The sequence below is a fragment of the Flavobacterium hydatis genome, from assembly GCF_000737695.1.
Lineage (GTDB): Bacteria > Bacteroidota > Bacteroidia > Flavobacteriales > Flavobacteriaceae > Flavobacterium > Flavobacterium hydatis.
On record NZ_JPRM01000031.1, the window covers coordinates 24604 to 42059 of the forward strand.

Annotated in this window: 15 protein-coding genes and 1 riboswitch; of the genes, 11 read left to right on the plus strand and 4 right to left on the minus strand. The window is 30.7% G+C overall.

Annotated features, from left to right (window positions below; genetic code table 11):
- Positions 1–39: 39 nt before the first annotated feature.
- A complete protein-coding gene (gene hepC / locus IW20_RS17990) occupies positions 40–2022 on the minus strand; it encodes a heparin-sulfate lyase HepC (RefSeq protein ID WP_051885900.1) in 1983 nt (660 codons plus the stop codon).
- A gap of 17 nt (positions 2023–2039) precedes the next feature.
- Positions 2040–3254, minus strand: a complete 1215-nt coding sequence (locus IW20_RS17995; protein ID WP_035625551.1) for a glycoside hydrolase family 88 protein — start codon at positions 3252–3254, stop codon at positions 2040–2042.
- Positions 3255–3516: 262 nt separating this feature from the next.
- Here IW20_RS17995 and IW20_RS18000 point away from each other — a divergent pair, with 262 nt between their 5' ends.
- The 9 genes from IW20_RS18000 (at position 3517) to IW20_RS18045 (ending at position 11514) form a co-directional block, all read left to right on the plus strand.
- Positions 3517–4089 carry a Crp/Fnr family transcriptional regulator gene (locus IW20_RS18000; protein ID WP_035625554.1) on the plus strand — a complete coding sequence of 191 codons (573 nt, stop codon included), beginning with the start codon at positions 3517–3519 and terminating at the stop codon, positions 4087–4089.
- 72 nt (positions 4090–4161) lie between these two features.
- Entirely contained in the window at positions 4162–4983 is an 822-nt protein-coding gene (locus tag IW20_RS18005) for an alpha/beta hydrolase (RefSeq protein ID WP_035625557.1), read from the plus strand.
- Positions 4984–5142: 159 nt separating this feature from the next.
- Complete coding sequence (locus tag IW20_RS18010; RefSeq protein ID WP_035625560.1) at positions 5143–5370, plus strand: hypothetical protein; 228 nt, start codon at positions 5143–5145, stop codon at positions 5368–5370.
- Positions 5371–5560: 190 nt separating this feature from the next.
- Entirely contained in the window at positions 5561–5923 is a 363-nt protein-coding gene (locus IW20_RS18015) for a hypothetical protein (protein ID WP_035625562.1), read from the plus strand.
- A 440-nt stretch (positions 5924–6363) separates the two neighbouring features.
- Positions 6364–6861 carry a hypothetical protein gene (locus tag IW20_RS18025; RefSeq protein ID WP_035625569.1) on the plus strand — a complete coding sequence of 166 codons (498 nt, stop codon included), beginning with the start codon at positions 6364–6366 and terminating at the stop codon, positions 6859–6861.
- Positions 6858–7532, plus strand: a complete 675-nt coding sequence (locus tag IW20_RS18030; protein ID WP_123869556.1) for a hypothetical protein — start codon at positions 6858–6860, stop codon at positions 7530–7532. Before IW20_RS18025 ends, IW20_RS18030 begins: the two co-directional genes overlap by 4 nt.
- Before the next feature lie 696 nt (positions 7533–8228).
- Complete coding sequence (locus IW20_RS18035; protein WP_035625572.1) at positions 8229–8867, plus strand: peroxiredoxin-like family protein; 639 nt, start codon at positions 8229–8231, stop codon at positions 8865–8867.
- Between the two features lie 596 nt (positions 8868–9463).
- On the plus strand, positions 9464–10936 hold the full coding sequence (locus IW20_RS18040) for a hypothetical protein (RefSeq protein WP_035625574.1): 1473 nt from the start codon (positions 9464–9466) through the stop codon (positions 10934–10936).
- Positions 10937–10944: 8 nt separating this feature from the next.
- The gene (locus IW20_RS18045) at positions 10945–11514 is read left to right on the plus strand and encodes a hypothetical protein (RefSeq protein ID WP_051885903.1); all 570 of its coding nucleotides are present in this window, start codon (positions 10945–10947) and stop codon (positions 11512–11514) included.
- Positions 11515–11904: 390 nt separating this feature from the next.
- Here the strand turns inward: IW20_RS18045 and IW20_RS18050 are convergent, their stop codons facing one another.
- The gene (locus IW20_RS18050; RefSeq protein ID WP_035625576.1) at positions 11905–12366 is read right to left on the minus strand and encodes a DUF1810 domain-containing protein; all 462 of its coding nucleotides are present in this window, start codon (positions 12364–12366) and stop codon (positions 11905–11907) included.
- 378 nt (positions 12367–12744) lie between these two features.
- Entirely contained in the window at positions 12745–13587 is an 843-nt protein-coding gene (locus tag IW20_RS18055; RefSeq protein ID WP_035625578.1) for a GNAT family N-acetyltransferase, read from the minus strand.
- 341 nt (positions 13588–13928) lie between these two features.
- Positions 13929–14136: riboswitch (cobalamin riboswitch) on the plus strand.
- Positions 14137–14253: 117 nt separating this feature from the next.
- On the opposite strand from IW20_RS18055, the gene IW20_RS18060 reads away from it, so the two are divergent.
- Positions 14254–16302 (plus strand): TonB-dependent receptor, encoded by a 2049-nt coding sequence (locus tag IW20_RS18060; RefSeq protein ID WP_035625579.1) that lies wholly within the window; start codon positions 14254–14256, stop codon positions 16300–16302.
- Complete coding sequence (locus IW20_RS18065) at positions 16299–17444, plus strand: YncE family protein (RefSeq protein ID WP_035625581.1); 1146 nt, start codon at positions 16299–16301, stop codon at positions 17442–17444. Before IW20_RS18060 ends, IW20_RS18065 begins: the two co-directional genes overlap by 4 nt.
- Positions 17445–17456: the final 12 nt, after the last annotated feature.

Below are 17456 nucleotides of genomic sequence, written 5' to 3' on the forward strand. Positions count from 1 at the left end.
ATTTCATTCTTTAATTTTAAATCTGGGTTTTATATAATTTTAGAAGTTTAAATTTTCTTTAATATGGCTTATTTTGTTATCAATAGTTAATGTTATATCAATAATACCTTTAGATAAATTGTGTGTTGCATTTTCGATTATTTTTACAACTGGTGCAGTATTCCCATTGTATGGATATAATATCGAAATAAAGCCCTGAGTTGTATTATCTCCTTTATTTTTTTCGAAAGCAAAAGCAGGACGAGCACTTTCTTTTTGGTATAGATACGATACAAAACTAGGCTCTTCTTTTAGGCTTACTTTATCCTTGTCTAATACTTGTATCAAGAGATTATTGCCATCGCTATAATTAGTCGTAACACTATTATTAGTTGTATTTGCAGTGGCTTTACTGTCTTCTTTTAAATTATAATGTATACCTAGATTACCTGTAGCACTCCCGATTGCTCTATCAATAATTATAAAAAAAGTTTTATCGATAAAAAGAAAGCTTCTTTGATGATCTAAATCTTTGTAACTAGGATTTATATAAGATAGTAACTGAACATTACCTTCTGGTTGCCATTTAGTTACTTTAGCATCATTTATAATGTTTTTATTATCGATCGTTAGGGTTTGATGCGCTTTGGTCGAACGATACCAATCTCTCTTTGGGTTTTCTTGGTTACCAACATTGGCGTAGACAAAACTACCAGAATCAGGAGTAAAATCTCGCCCTTTTACCCAAAGAACAAAATTACCATTGTCTGGATGGGAGTGAAAACTTGCTGGCGGACCAACTTTTATTTGCATTACAGTTGCTGTTGAATCCCAAGCATTTCTAAAGGCATAAAAACCCGCATTTGGCAGACCACTAGAAAGATAATTAGGTTTTTTTCCTGATTTTCCGTCAGTTGCATAATATTTAATTTGTTCGTTTTGAGGAAAAGCTTTAGCCCATTTCTCATAATTCTTAAGCATTAAACTTTTATTGGTTAAAAACGAATTACCAAATAATGGAAATGTATAATCTGGAAATGAGTATTTACCCACAACAAGAATCATTTTCTCTACCAGATTGCGATAACTTTCTGGAAACTCATTTTCAGCTCCGTTTAATTGGGCAATTTGCAATCCATCTAAGAATATCTTAATACTACCAATATGGTACGAAGGGGATAGCTCAAACTGAACTCCGTCTGGCAATACTTGTTTTTTTATTTCTTCATTTAAAACATCAATACCGCTTTTGCGCCATGCAGTAGCGTTTTTTAATTCTGGAAACGTACTTCCTGCATACATTAAATGAAGCGCTTCATACAATCGATGATTACCAATATCAGTGTAATTTGCCATTACATAACTTGCCTGTTCATTATAGGAGTTTAAAAATTCCATTAAAAAAGCAGGTGTAAAATTTGACGAATCTAAAAACATATTAAAATAGCCTGACCAATGATTAAGCCTAAACGAAACTACAAAAGCTTTCCAGGCATAATCTTTATCATCAGGATACGCTCCTTGCTTGTTTTTTTTAATCCAATCACGCACTTCGAGTACCCATTCCTGAGCATATTTCTCGTCGCCAGTACTAGTATATACAATTCCCAATGATTCCCAAAAAGCTGTACGATGCAAAAAAGTCGATAATAGTTGATCTTGTACTGGGCGATATTGCCAATTAATATCTTTGCCATAATCGTATGCAGGATAACCTTTGTGTGGCTTAAACTTGTGCGATAAAATATCATTAGCGAGCTCTAAGGTATTATCATTTACCTTTTTACCTACTAATTTTTCTTTATCAGCACGATTAAAATCCAGATGCGTGACACCTGTGCGAGTTCTATAATATTTTAAGAGTGCAGCGGCAGCATCCTCATATTTTTTTGATGCTACTAATGATTTTACTTTTTCAAGTCCCTTACTATCAAGGTTAATATTTTTAAAACTCGATTGATTGATTTTTACTTCTTGCGCAAAATTATTCTGTATAAGGAGTAAGATTAACGCCAAAAGGAATATGTTTTTTTTAATGTTCATCTTTAAAATTTATTAAATTATAATTTTTCCGAAAAATCTATTTTTTTGATGGCTGCATATCTTTTTAATGCTTCCAGATAATAATAGTCTGCATAATCTAGTGGTGTATCTATCTCAGAATTGTACAAAAATGCACCTACACTATGTTTTAATAAAAAATAATTATTTTCACCCGGTTTAGCCAAATACGCATCAGATGATAATGATTTTAAAATATCTTCGGCATAATTAGCATATTTTTTCCCGTCTTTTACCTGAGTGCTTAAATTTAGTAAAGCTGATGCAATAACTGCGGCTGCCGAAGCATCTCTTGGTGCAAGTTCTGCTGTATCCATCGCATTATGCACATCAAAATCCCAAACAGGCACTTTATCTTTAGGCATACGCGGATGATTCATGATAAAAGAAGCAATATTCTCGGCTTGTTGCAAAAACTTAGGATTTTTGGTATTCTCGTAACACATTGCATAGCCATAAAGTCCCCAAGCTTGTCCGCGAGCCCATGCCGATTCATCGGTAACGCCTTGATGAGTTCCTTTACGTAATACTTTGCCTGTTTTTTGGTCATAATCGACTAAATGATACGAACTATAATCTTTTCTGAAGTGATTTTTTATTGTTGTCAATGCGTGCGTACTTGCTGCATTTGCATAATCGGGTTTATTAAATTCGATAGCACTCCAATATAAATACTCAAGATTCATCATATTATCGATAATTACCGGATAGTGTAACCAAGTAAAATCCCAAGAACGTATAGCGCCAACTGTTGGGTTAAAACGAGCATAAAGATTTGCAGCTCCATCAGCAAGTACAGGAAGATACATTTTATCACCGGTAATTCTATAGGCATTTCCGTATGAGCAATAAAGCATGAAACCAACATCATGTGTATTTTTTATATTTCGAATAGAATCTAAAGCAAGCGTAAATTTTTTAGCTTCTTCAGCTATTACTTTGTCACCTGTAAGTTCATATCCGTACCAAAGACTTCCTGGGAAAAATCCTGTTGTCCAATCTGTTAAACCAGCCAATCTTACAGATCCATCTGGGTTTACAGAACGTGGATTCTTACCCGGTTTGTAAGTTTGAGCTGCTTTATTTAATTGAAAATGAATTACCTCAGTTGTTTTTTTGAACCAATCATAAGAAGGATCATCTTGTTTGGGTTTGGCAAAGGCGCTTATAGTAATGGTGGTGATTGCTAAAAATAGGCTAAAGGTTTTTTTCATAGTTTGATATTTTATTTATAATCTTTTGTTCTAATACTTTAATTAAGCGAAGTTAGATGGGAGTTATAAAACGGACTTTCAAATTTTATCATAAATGTTTCGAATTTGTGTAAACGTCTTATTTTATGCGTCTATTCAAGGAATTGTACAGAACAAACTGGCTGTTTATTTACCGAAAAGAGTTTTTACTAAACAATCAATAATGAGTAAATTTGTCCCTCGTAAGTGAGAATCAATTAAAAAAAACTCATTTAAAACAACTATGGAAGACTTCTTAAAACAAATCAATTTATATTATCCTATTTCCGAAGAAACTTCTAAGGCTTTGCTGGGTATTTGTAAAGTAAAACATTTTAAGAAAAATGAATTAATACTTCAAGCTGGAGATTTGGCATTGTATTATTATTTTGTCCAGAAAGGGTTGCTTGGCTATTATACTATTGATGAAAATGGCGATATTATTTATAAAATCTTTTTTGAAGAAAATAACTTCGTAGCTTCTACAGCAGCAATTATTGAGGAGAAACCAAGTAATTTTAATATTATCGCTTTAGAAGAGGTTACCTTAATAACTTATCCTGCAAATGCTTTTCGCGAATTGGTAAAAAAACATCACGATTTAGCCTTATTTCATATTAATTATCTAGAGAAAAATTGGGTAGTAAGAAAAGAGCCTTTAGAAATTAACTTAAAATGGGAATCTGCAACTCAGCGCTATATCGAGTTATACCAAAACCAGCATTTATTCCTGAGATTAAAACAACATCATATTGCATCTTATTTAGGCATAACACCAACTCAGTTAAGCCGTATACGTAAAGAAATAAACTTTTAATTCATCAACATTTGTAAACATTTTTGCTTTTTATATATCTGAATTTTGCTTTGTAAATAAAAAACAAAAAAAATGAAAACATTACTTTCCACAGTCGGATTACTTGCCTTATCGTTATCAATTTCTGCACAAAAAATCATTCATAAGAATGTATATAGCAAAAAGATGAATAAAGAAATTGAAACTGTAATTATTACCCCAAATTTTGTAGATGGCGAAACATACAAAACCATTTATATACTCCACGGTTATAGCGGTAATCCCGACAGAACATACAAACAGGATATTCCTGATCTTGTAAACAAATCTCAAAAAAACAAAACTATTTATGTATTGCCAAACGGTAATTTTAATAGTTGGTATGTAGATAGTCCTGTGAATAAATCTTCGCAATACCAAACCTTTATTGGAAAAGAATTAGTTGACTATATCGATGCTAATTATCCAACAATTCAGAACCGAAAATTTAGAGGAATACTAGGGTGGAGTATGGGCGGATATGGCGCAACCAATATCGGAATTGCGTATCAAAATACATTTTCGATAGTAGGTAGTTCTTGTGGAGCACTAGACTTAAGTCGATTTGGAGAAAGTTTCCATAATTATCAAGTAGATGCTGTTTTAGGCGAATTTGCAAGCTTATCAAAGCAATATTTAACCTTTGATAAAACAAAGCAAATGCAGTCATCTAATCAGTTTTATATATTTGATTGCGGTACCGAAGATGCCCAAATGATAGATATGAACAGAGATTTTCATAAACTCCTAACAAGCGAAAAAGTAGAACATCTTTACATAGAATCTCTTGGAGTACACGATACAAAGTATTGGAGTAAAGCCTTATCTAGTCAATTAGTTTTGTTTGAAAATTATTTTAGTAATGAAAAAATGTAAGGATTGAGATTATGTCTTCTGTATTCTTGAGATATAACTTTGACTTGAAGGATAATTCCCGTTTTAGCGAACGGGAATATTTTGATTTTGTATACTGATTGGAAATCAATGTTATATTTGTGTGTGTTTGAGTAATTAGACAAAAAAAAACATATCAGAATGAAATATAAAGAAATTTTAAAACTATTGCTTTTCTCGATTGCAACTGCAGCTGTAACAAAGTATATTGCTATAAACGTTATTTGGAAAAGTATGGAAAATACAAAAAATAATTTCCATAAAAATCTAATAGACATAACTACATATCAGCAAAAGATTGTTGAAAATTTATATCTTCAATTAGTAGTTTTATTTGTTTTTCCTTATGTTGCTGCAATAGTATTTTAATTTTTGTCCAAAATTAATTTAAGACAGAAAAATAATCTTTTAATGTTTATACTTTTATTTACAATATTATTTTTTTTCATCGTACCTATTAATAGGTTACAGCTATAAAATTTTAAAATAAATCGATAATATTCCAGGTTAATGTACTAATTATGTGTTTTAAACTCCAGTCATTAATTCAATTTTTAAAATGAAATATTTAGTACTAATGATAAGCTTTTTTGTGCTTACATCTTGTTATAATGATGTACAAAATGTTCAAATTCACGGAACGATTATAGATAGTTTATCTAAAAAACCGGTCGAGAAAGTAAAGATTTCAATTGTCTGCTGGAGCTATAGCAAGACTCCAGATGGTAGTTATACTAGTCAAGATTCAGTAATCGTTACTACAAATAAAGATGGACTTTATAAATCTAATTTTGAAAAGGGAGCTTTTGTTGAGATTAAAGCATATAAGGATGGATATAAGACTGGTTTTAAGTCAGAAGAAATAAGAGACAATGAAGTTATCATTAATTTAGATTTAAAGAATCAAGGAAACAATTTATGAATCATAATTTATTGTACGCAATTTTATTTAGCATGACATCATTTGGTTTCTTTAAGGTACATAAATGGTGGCTAAAAGAAAGAAATGAAAACAAGGACTCTAAGCCAATTACATATGCGGAAACGTTTAAACATTGGATTATTATAATTGGATTAGCCATCACAGTATTAGTGAACTTTTTTATTGCAATCGCATAAAAGATAAAAAATATGAATTTTGAAGAAATTGATTGCCAGAATTTTTAATTTATTTTGATTGTAGGCACTGATTACAAATCAGCGCTATCTTTACCTATATTCGAGCAATTGGGATAAGCAATGGGCTAATTTTATTGAAGCAAACTCAAATGCATCACCATCTCAAATATTTCACCAAGCTGAATCTATGTTAAAAAGTTTTGGACTAGAACATTCACGTTATGTACCATATAAAAAAATAAAATGAAAAATATATCAACTAAGAATGAACCGTTAGAATTAGATATTAATAAATCATATTATATAATTGATGCATTATATTTGAACGATATAAAAGATGAATTCTTAAATAAGAATAGCTTGCCTAAAGACAATGACATTAGGAATAATGTTTTTCCATATACTGATACACCTTTTGCTAAATACAAAGCAAATAAAAAAACCTTTTTTGTTTCTCAAATAAAAAAGGTAGACTACGATGAAGTAGTATTGGGTGATACCTCTTTTTTTTCTACTGATACAGGATTAATTATTTTGTTACTGGAAAATATTTTGATTGAGTTTATTAAAAATTATAATTATGAGGATTTAGTTGATTCAAAAGATGAATTAATAAATGAAAATTATTGGAAAGGATTAACTTTAAAATTCAATCCAACAGACATTGGTTTAATATTATCGGATATGAATTCAGAAAATGATTTTGACGGAAGCGGAACTTACAGAATTGTCGAAATATGATGATATTTCCGCTTGGCAAATACCCCGATCACTTTGTTGGAAAAGGGGTGCAGCAAAAGGAGGCCAATCTGCATCAGGTAAAAGTTTCTAATATAATAACTATAAGAATGATAAAAAAATCAATACTCTTAACATCTTTTATAATTATTTTGAGTTCTTTAAGTAATTATAATGATAGTCACAGCAGTCTAGGAGACGATAAAGATACAATCCTTTGGTCAAGTAAGAAAAAATTAACTTGGCAAGATTTCAAAGGAATTCCAGACACTCTTAATTCAATAATGCTTGCTGGAACATGTTCGGATATAAATTTTGAGTATAAATCTTCAAACAATTTAGTAACAGATTATAAAGTTGAATGTACTTTTATAAAAAGTAAATCTTGGACTATAACCGATGATGCACAAATTTTAGCACATGAACAATTGCATTTTGATATTAGTGAGTTATATGCGAGAAAAATCAGAAAAGCATTTGACAGCCTTAAAATTAAAAAAAATAATTTTATAGAAAATTATACTATAATTTATGAATCAAATATAATTAAGAGAAATGATTTAAATAAGCTATACGATAGTCAGGTGTATGGAAACAATATCCTTCAACAGCGATGGATAAAAAAAATCGAAAGCGATTTACTAAAATTAAAAAAATATGAATATGCCTACTAATCCTGAAATGATAACACAAAGAAAATCTTATTGATTATGAAAAAAAATAAATATACTTATGTATACTTGGGGTTAACTTGCTCCTTTATCATGTGGTTTGTTAATGAAAAAATTATGTTTAATTTATTTTACCTAACAGCACTAATTTTTTTATCTTTTCTTATTTTTGATTTAATTAGAAAAAGAAGAGTTTTTACAATTAATATTTTTGAAAATTTAAGCGATTTTTTTTTTAATTTTTATATTCTTATTTATGATTTATGAAAATCCAAAAATAAACTGGTTTTTTATATCAATATTTATCTTTTGCCAACTAATTATGATTTTTACTAAAGATTCATCTGAAGATAATAAGTCTCATCGCTAGGATATAAAATCCGCGCTCTGCGAAGAGTTCTAAAGCACCAGCTGCGCGAATGTCTCTGACTTCGTGCCCACAAAACAAATCACTCAAACCAATCAAACCTTGTCCAAAATATTGGCGAGGTTTTTTTATAGCATATGGCGCCTAAGTCGAACTGATTTTTACATTTTCAACTAGTAACATTCAGGCAAGTTCAAATTGATATTTTTTTCTTTTATCGCTCGCTCCTTTGTTTTCCTAAAATTGACTTTTTTATCCTATAAGGACATTTTTGTGCGGTATTGTGGTTCTGAATTAAGTTTTAAAACTTTGTGGAAAATAGTAAACAAAATATGAAAATTTTAGCCCAACAGATTGAGGAATTAAACGAGAATTTAGCAAAACAACTTCCGATTGAAGTTTTAGAAGTATTTAGCAAATCGATCGAGGAATTGAAAACTCAAGGCATCGGGGAGGGCAGCATTAAGTTAGGCGAGCGGTTTCCTAATTTCAGTCTGCAAAATACTAATGATGAAAGAGTAGAACTAAAAGAGCTGTTAAAAAATGGGAAAGTGATTGTAGCTTTTTTTCGTGGTAGTTGGTGTCCGTATTGTAATCTAGAATTAAAAGCATTACAAGAAGATCTAAAACAGATTGTCGACAAAAAGACAGAATTGGTAGTAATCACTCCGCAAAAGTCTGATTATAGCAATGAATTAAAGAATAATCACCAACTAGATTTTGAGTTATTAACGGACAAAGACAATGCTCTGGCTAAACAACTAGGTATTTCCTTTGAACTTCAAAATTATGTAATTCCTACTTACAAGAGTTTAGGAATAGATTTATCTAATTATAACGATAATGATAACAACGAATTACCTATTCCTGCAGTTTTTGTAATCGATACAGATTATCACATTACGTACAAATTTGTTGATGCCAATTATATGAATAGGATAAACATTCAAGAACTTATTCTACAATTATAAATAAAGTAAAGGGAGAGGAGAAAGATTCTCGTTTTAAAGTAAGTAGGATTTACACAAGAGCAACTTAATTTAAATAAAATTCACTTTTTAGCGAACGGGAACTTTTAATTTAATTTTGATTGCGGGCACTGATTACAAATCAGTGCTATCGTTACCTATATTCGAGCAATCGGGTTTATGTTTGAAGTAAATTAATCAATTTTTAAAAAGTTTTGAGAAAAAAACTTAAACAATTGTTTTAAACTGGCAAAATATATACATTTGGTTTTCGAAAGAAAAAACTGTAATAAAATACCACTCATATTACAAAAGTAAAATCATATTATTGAAAAAAGATTTTTCTAATAACATCTTAAAGATATTATTTCTCTTTAAACGATACAATTGCACATTTTTAATTAAGACACTTGCAGTTGATAAATAAAACCATCCTATTGTTACTTTTGTAGAATTGCTTTAATGTCTTTATGTAAATTACTTAATGAATTCATTCTTAATTTGAAGTACATAAGGTTAATACTGGATTAATTATTGGTTCTGAATTCTTTACACTTTAAACAATTATAATCTTTATAAAATAACTTAACCAGTAAAAAATGAAAAACAAATTACAAAGAATTGCAAAAGTGGTATTATGTTGCTTCCTTCTCATTGCACTGAGTTGCGAGACAGATAACACATTTAGCGAACAAGATGTCAAAATGATTGAAGCCAAAACATGGTTTGATAAATATCAAGCTAATGGCATTAATTATGAATTATTTCAGGATTTAGAATACAAGTGGAGTGAAGCAAACATTACGAAATCAGAAGATGGTACAGAGACCATTATTGTACCTGTTATTGAGTTAAAAGAAGATAAAGAAGAAATTTGGTCACAGAAATTATATCTTTATAAATTAGATGAAGGTAATTTCAAGGCACTATTGTTCGAGATATATCCTGATAAAGATGTTCTAGCAAGCAGTCAAAAGATAGATGGAGGAGATTTCAATGGTTACATAGCTACTTGGGATTTAAAAATGGGTTTTGTTAGAGCATCTAGATTCAAAAACAATCAAGTTGTTGAAAATGGAATTGTAGCAGTAGTTTCAATTGACAAAAAAACAGGCAAAGCCCCTGCTATTCTTCCATGTGTTGATGATATGTGTCAAACAGGTCCCGGAGGTTTAGGCGATGCAGTTCAATTAAGACCTGTTGTTGTAAAAGGTCCTAGTACTGGAACTCCTAGTTCATATTTTGGACCACGTACTCCTGTGACTGGCGGAACAAGTCCAGGAGGTTTTACTACTCCTGGTGGCGGAGGTAGTGGAGGCAGCAGTACTTCTGCTAATGCTAATGCGATTGAAGATAAAATTGACGATTCAAAATTAGATCCTTGCGCCAAAGCTACTTTAGAAAAACTTAAAAATTTAAAACAAAATGATATTGCGAGTATGATTTCAAAATTTGCGTCAAACAGCTCTATTTTTTCATTAAATATACAAACAGGAAAGGTTACAAAATCAACTAATGATGCTGAAACATCCATTATATCATTGTACAATTACAACATTACACTTAGTACTAATTATATTAATGGTGTTATGGAAGGTGAAATTAATTCTCCACCAACAACATTGTCGTTAGCAACAACATTAACACATGAAATAATTCATGCATATCTTTTGAGCGTAGTTGATGAATATAAAACACTCAACTCTTCTACAATTTGTGATTTTCCTACATTATATGATGCTTATGTAGTTCAAAACACTCCAAAAGGCGGTTCTAAAGCTCAAATAGATGCTCAACATGACTTAATTGCGGAAAAATATGTAAATTCGATTGCTTCTACAATACAAGAACTTAATACTGATTCGCCTGTAACCTCTGGTTACCCAAATCAAGTATATCTTGATATTGCTTGGGCTGGATTAGAAGGTACTTATATCTTTAATAAAAATTATCCAAATGACCCAAATGATAAAAATTATAACGATAGAAATAGAATATTATCTAGAGGTTCGATTGAAAAATATAATAAACCCCGAGGAAATCAAAGTCCTTTAGGTAAACCTTGTAAATAAATTATCTCATGAAAACTAGAATAGTACTCATTTTAATAATTATTAACAGCTTAATTTCTAATGCTCAAACAACATTAAAAAATTATGATTGTATAGATACGTACCTAAAAGAGAGAAATATTGAACACAAAAAAGCTAGTATTGTAATTAAAGAAAAAGATGATAACAAAGGGGCTCTAAGAATCTTTTATGGAGGAGATGAAGTATCTCATTTTTCAAACAATTATAGAAGTCCATTATTTGATGAAAAGGCATGGGAAGAAATGTATAGGACATACTCTAATGATACAATTACCAAATATTGGAAACCAATCGATTTTCCAAATTATAATTTTACTTATGAAAACAGAAAAGGCTTATGGAACTTTGATTTTTTTGATAAGTATGAAAGAAATCCAATGAATATTTATATTATTTCCGAACCCATGTTTTACAATCAAAAGAAATATGTGATTTTTGAATTTTCAGAGGGTATTACTGGCACTGGTGGAATTCAAAGAAATCAAATCGTAATTATGAAAAAAAATAAGGGTAAGTGGGAAGTTGTTGAAACTATTTTTGATTACGTACTGCATTAAAATACACTTCGCGCTTATAATAATTTATTTTTTACTATTTGCGAAAATTTTATTGATAATACAATAAATTCAAAAGATAAAATAGCATCACAAAATTTAGTGATGCTACTTTTTTTATTTTAAAGTTATTTAAACTGAATATTAATTCCAAGAAAAACGTTCTTATTTAGAAGTTGGCTGAATTAAAGTTATTGCATCCGTTAGATTATGATGTGAGATAAAACGTTCCGCTGCTTTATATCTTAATGCTTCACAAATTGTAATTATCAATGAAGAAAAAGAATTTATTGTTACTAATCAATAAAAATAAAAAGACACTACCGATTTGCGAAAGCAAATACAACGTAGTGTCTTTTTTTGAGTAAATAATCTATTACATTGCTGTATTTATTACAGCGTAGTTGTTTCAATAGATTGCTCTATAATTGAATTAATAATAGTCAAGGTACGTGGATCTTGTTCTCCTGAGAAAAAAGCATCTAATATTTCCTGAAAAATAGGATGGCAGTTTTCTACCAAGGTAAAAAGTGTCATCGAAGAGCGCAATTTTCTAGCGTCTAACTCTCCCAAAAGTGATTCTGCCGATTTCATTTTATAAGTCAATAAAAGCTCAGAAATCTCTATAAGGTGTTTTCCTAAAATTGGGTGCTCCGCAAATGCTGTAGCTTCTTTTAAATCGGTAATAGCATAAAAATTGGCTGTATCGCTAGTGCCTAAACCCGTAATTTGCGGAAAAATAAACCACATCCAGTTTCTTTCTTTCTTTCCCTTCTTAATTTCAGAAAGAGCAGTAAGATAGAGCTGGTTTTGTGCTTCTAAAAAACGGATTAAATCATTGTTTGAATGTGCCATTGTTGTATTATATTATGTCAAAAAAGGGTGCAAAAGTACTAAAAAAGAAAGGTACTTCCTAATGGAAGACTCAGACTACGTGAGTTTTATGACTAAGTTGAGTAATAATCTTACTTAAAATTTTATAAAATTTAGCTTCAAATAACTGATATAATTAAAAATACAATTCTATCGAAAAATTATAAAAAAAATCTCAATTTTAACAAACCCTCATCAAAGTTCAACTATTATAAATCAATTTTAAAGACAAATTTACTTCATCTGTTCGTCATCGCTCGAGTCATCAATTATCACATTTAGTAAATTAATTTCTCTGACTAAGTTAATCATTAAGAGATATCCAAATTGTTAAAATTCAGATTTGTTTTTTTGTATTTCTTAAAGATTTCTTTTCATTTCAAATTGCGAAATGGTATACGGTATATTTAAATTTTTTATAAAACCTTTTGCTTCTACAGAACTATTCTGAATATTATATACTAATAATTCATTTTGATCTACAGCATTACTAATATGATTACATAAACTCGTACCAATACCTTTACGGCGATATTCAGGAGATACAGCTACTTGATTAATTTTTCTTGATGTGGGATTATATATAGCATAACCTATTAATGCATCATTTATATATGCACCAAGAATTTGAGAAGATGCTATACTATTGCTAATACTCATAACATCGTTTTGCCATGAAGGTTCAATATCCCAAAAAGATTTAAACAAATCCCATTCTGGAACAAGGAGACTCTTTATAACAACTTTAGGGTTTATATCTAATGCAGGTACGCTCCCTCTAAAACAATCTAACTTTCTGTGGATTGTATAACCCATTTTCTCGTAAACGCGTATTGCAGGATGATTTCCTTCTATAACCTCTAATACCATTTGCTTTACCCCAAGTTTTTCTAATTTAGGAACTAAAACGTCATACATTTTACCAACTAAACCTTTCCCTCTATAATCAGGAATAACTCCTGTTGCTGCATTATATGCTATAAATTCTGTGTTTGTAGTATTTAAAGCGTGTAGCATAAAACCAACTAATTTATCTTCGGCATAAACTCCGATAGATAAATCTAATTTAATTCCTTCAGCATTAATTTTGGATTGTAATTGTTCTAAAGTAAGACTAAAAGGCACGATATAATCTGAAAAAGACAAATTAATAACGTCTAATAAATCTTTGAGATTGACATTTTCTAAACTTTTTATTTCCATTTTTTATTCTAAAGTTTTTGAGTTTAAGGTTAAGATTCTCTAGTTCTTCAAGAGTTTTCTGAAAATCTAAATAGAGAAAATCAAATATACATTTTATGTAAAAAACTAAGGTCGAGTATTTTTTATTTTTATTAAAAAACAGGTGAGAATTTAATAGATTTCGCAACATCTACATAGCAATTTTACATGAGAATTATCTAATTCTCAAATTGATAGATTGTCATATTTTCAAATTTATTGGTATTAAATAAAAATTATCAAATTAGCAGATTATGCTCTTATTTTATTGTCTTAATTGTAATTAAATTAAATAAGGACTTTTTTTCATAAACTTATGTTATATATTTGCTCAAAATTTTGGTCTACTTTTTCTTAAAAATTTAAGAAGAAATAGTTAAAAGGGAATCAGGTGTAAATCCTGAACAGACCCGCTACTGTAAGTTCTATATAAGTCTTTAAACGTTACTAATGCCACTGTTCGTGCCGCGGATGGGAAGGTTGTTTAAAGATGGAACAAGTCAGGAGACCTGCCAAGATCACATAGTTTAAAACTTTCGAGGAATAAAGTTGAAGAACAAGAAAATTAGCCTGTTATTATATAGCGGGACTTTCTTATTATGCTTCTTGATTATTACATCGCGAAAAGTTTTTATAATTTATTTAGTGATGTATATTACAAACAAAAAGCTTTTATCCGTTTTTATCTTATTTACTCCATTTTTGCTTCATTCTCAAGCAAGCAATGATAGTATTCGTAAATTAAAAGAAGTCATTCTAAAGGCTAAACCTAACCAAGAAGTAATTCCTGTGCAAAGTCTTTCAGGCAAATTACTAGAAAATTTAGCGAGTCATAATGTTGCCGACGCACTTAGGTATTTTGCAGGAGTCCAAATTAAAGATTATGGTGGTCTTGGCGGACTTAAAACTGTAGATGTTCGTAATATGGGAACACATCACGTAGGTGTTTTTTATGACGGAATACAATTAGGAAATGCTCAAAACGGAGTTACAGATTTAGGGAAGTATTCGCTAGACGACATGGAATCTCTTACGATGTATAATGGTCAGAAAAGCGAAATATTTCAATCCGCAAAAGATTTTGCAGCAGCATCTACCATTTATTTAAGAACAAAACGACCTGTTTTTGAAGGAAATAAAAAAACAAATTTATTGGTACGGTTTAAAACCATGACTATAAATTATTTTGATCCTTCCTTTAGATGGGAGCAAAAGCTAAGTAACAAAGTTAGCATGAGCGTGAGTTCTGAATATATAAAGTCTAATGGCGAATATAAATTTAGATACAAAAGAAACAACCAAGATGGTAGCGTAGCCTACGATACTACTGCTACAAGACATAATAGTGATATTGAAGCTTTGAGAATTGAATCTGGACTTTTCGGAAAGATAAATAATGGTTCCTGGGATGCTAAAGTTTATTATTACGACTCAGATAGGGGAGCGCCGGGAGCAATTGTCGAAAATAAATTCTCTGACGGTTTTAGACAATACGATAAGAATTTCTTCACTCAGGCATCTATCGTAAAGGATTTTACAAAAAGATATAAATTTCAGGCAAAGGCAAAATACGCTTATGATTATACGCATTATGTTGCCAGAGATACTACGAATATTTTAGGCGAAACGGTAACCGAAGGAGCACAATCAGACGATAGTTATTATCAGCAAGAAATATACTTCTCGGCAGTAAATATGTACAACATTTTACCTACATGGGATGTTTCGTTAGCTACAGATTTTCAATACAATAAACTAGACGCTACAAGAAAAGGTATAAAAACTCAATTCTCTTATCCACAACGTTATACAGCATTATTTGCTTTGGCAAGTTCTTTTAGGCTAGGGCAATTTAAAGCTTTAGGTAGTGTAGTGGGTACTTATGTTCAGGAAGAAGTACGATATAATGCCAAAGCTCCCGACAAAAAAGAGTTTACTCCTGCATTATTTCTAGGTTATACACCATTTAAGGACTACGATTTTAACTTGAGAGCATTTGCAAAACGTATTTTCCGAATGCCAACTTTTAATGATTTGTATTATACTATGGTCGGATCTAGTACTTTGAGACCCGAATATATGAATCAGTACGATGTTGGGTTTACCTATAATTTTCCTGTAAACAATGTTTTCTTAGACAAACTTTCTATTCAGGTTGATGGTTATTATACCAACACCAAAGATAAAATTGTGGCTGCCCCAACAGGAAATTTATTCCGATGGATGATGACTAATATGGGGCAAGTAAAAGGAAAAGGGATAGAATCGGTACTTAATATAGGAATGCATATTAATAAATTAAATCTATCTGCAAACCTGACTTATACCTATTCTGAAAGCAGAGATTATACAAAATTTGCAGGTTTAGAATTGTCATCTTACGGAGATCAGATTCCTTATACTCCGTGGCATAGTGGCTCTGGGATATTAAATGCTGATTATAAAACCTGGAATTTTAACTACAGCTTTGTTTATGTAGGTAAGCGATATAATGGTAATGTCAACAATATCAAAATCAACGAAATTCAGCCTTGGTACACCCACGATTTGGCAGTACAAAAGTCTTTTGCTTTAAGTAAATATTTAATAAAAGGAACAATAGAGGTAAACAATGTACTAAACCAGCAATATGAGGTTATATACAATTACCCAATGCCGGGACGAACAATGAAATTTATAATAAGTATTGCGCTATGAAAAAGATCACGACACAATTAATCCTTGGTTTATTTATAGCCCTTGCTTTTGTTTCTTGTAGAGAAGAAGAAACCATTTTTCCATCAACAGATAAAAGCGTTGCCGCACCAAGAAGTGATGGCAAAATAGAAGGTTTTTATTTGCTTAACGAGGGTAATATGGGGATGAACCGGGCAAGCATCGATGTATTTAATTATAGAACCGGAAACTATACAACCGATATTTATTCGGAACGTAACCCTACAGTAATTAAGGAATTAGGCGATGTAGGCAACGATATAAAAATTTATGGTAACAAGGTTTATGCCGTAATAAACTGCTCTAATAAAGTTGAAATAATCGATAAATGGTCGGCTAAACGTATTAAGAAAATTGATATTCCTAATTGTCGCTATGTCGCTTTTTATAAAAACAAAGCTTATGTAAGTTCTTATTCTGGCCCAGTAGCCATAGATCCTAACGCAGAGATAGGTTTTGTTGCCGAAATTGATACGACATCATTAGAAATAAAACGGAAAGTAAACGTAGGATATCAGCCAGAACAAATGGTGGTAAGCAACGGAAAATTATATGTAGCAAATTCTGGAGGCTACAGAGTTCCTAATTATGACAGAACGGTATCGGTAATAGATCTTGAAACTTTTACCGAAATAAAAAAGATAGATGTAGGCATAAACCTTTATAGTATGCAAATAGATAGTAGAGGAGATATTTATGTTAGTTCCAGAGGAGATTATTACAATACGCCATCGAATCTTTTTGTAATTGATACCAAAACCGATGAGAAGAAATTGCAACTCGATATTCCGGTTCTGGGAATGTGTCTGGTAGATGATTTACTTTATTACTATAGTGTATCATGGAGTTATCTTACCAATAGTAATAAAGTAACCTACGGAATAATAGACACTAAAACCAAGAAAATAATAACCGATAAGATTATCACAGACGGCACCGATAAACAAATAATGATTCCTTACGGACTACAAATAAATCCCGAAACGAAAGAAATTTATATCACCGACGCTCAAAATTATGTTGTAACGGGGTATATCTATTGCTTTACGCCCGATGGTAAACTAAAATGGAAAACCACGGCAGGAAATATACCTGCACATATTGCTTTTATAACCAAAAACTAAAATAGTAACATC